Source organism: Staphylococcus pasteuri (genome assembly GCF_030547725.1).
Lineage (GTDB): Bacteria > Bacillota > Bacilli > Staphylococcales > Staphylococcaceae > Staphylococcus > Staphylococcus pasteuri.
This window is the reverse complement of the sequence record NZ_JAUOQO010000044.1, coordinates 1-422: the sequence shown is the minus strand read 5'-3', so window position 1 is coordinate 422 and position 422 is coordinate 1. Positions and strand designations below refer to the sequence as shown.

Here is a 422-nt window from a genome sequence, read left to right as displayed (position 1 = left end):
GGAAAGCTCTCAAAAAATACCTGGCGTAAACGATATACAGAACCAATATCTTCAATAGCCGTGGTGGCAGACTGTGCATAGGGAACCCAAATTCGATCTTGGTGACCAAAACCACTGTGGCAATCCAACACTAAACTAAATGGTCTGCCAAAAAGGTGTTGTTCGGCAAAGTCATAAATGGCTTGGCTTTCTGTTTCCATAACGCCGTTTTTATTCCCCTGATACCAAGGTAACCGTCGACTAATACGCTGGCCTCCCACCATAAACGTCGCCTTACCTTTCGCATAACTTGGAGAATTGCGCATTAGGTCTACCCCATTACCATTAGCTCTTCGCTGTAACACCATTCCGCTCGGGTTTACGATGGGAATGAAAACCAGATAACACGCCTCTAACAACAACAGTAGTTGTTTGTCCCAATC

At 45.0% G+C, this 422-nt stretch carries 1 protein-coding gene; it reads right to left on the bottom strand.

Annotation, left to right across the window (positions count from 1 at the left end):
* Positions 1-398, bottom strand: a 398-nt coding sequence (locus Q4528_RS12715) for a M14 family zinc carboxypeptidase (protein WP_303521829.1), incomplete at its 3' end; no start/stop codon positions are given.
* Positions 399-422 lie beyond the last annotated feature (24 nt).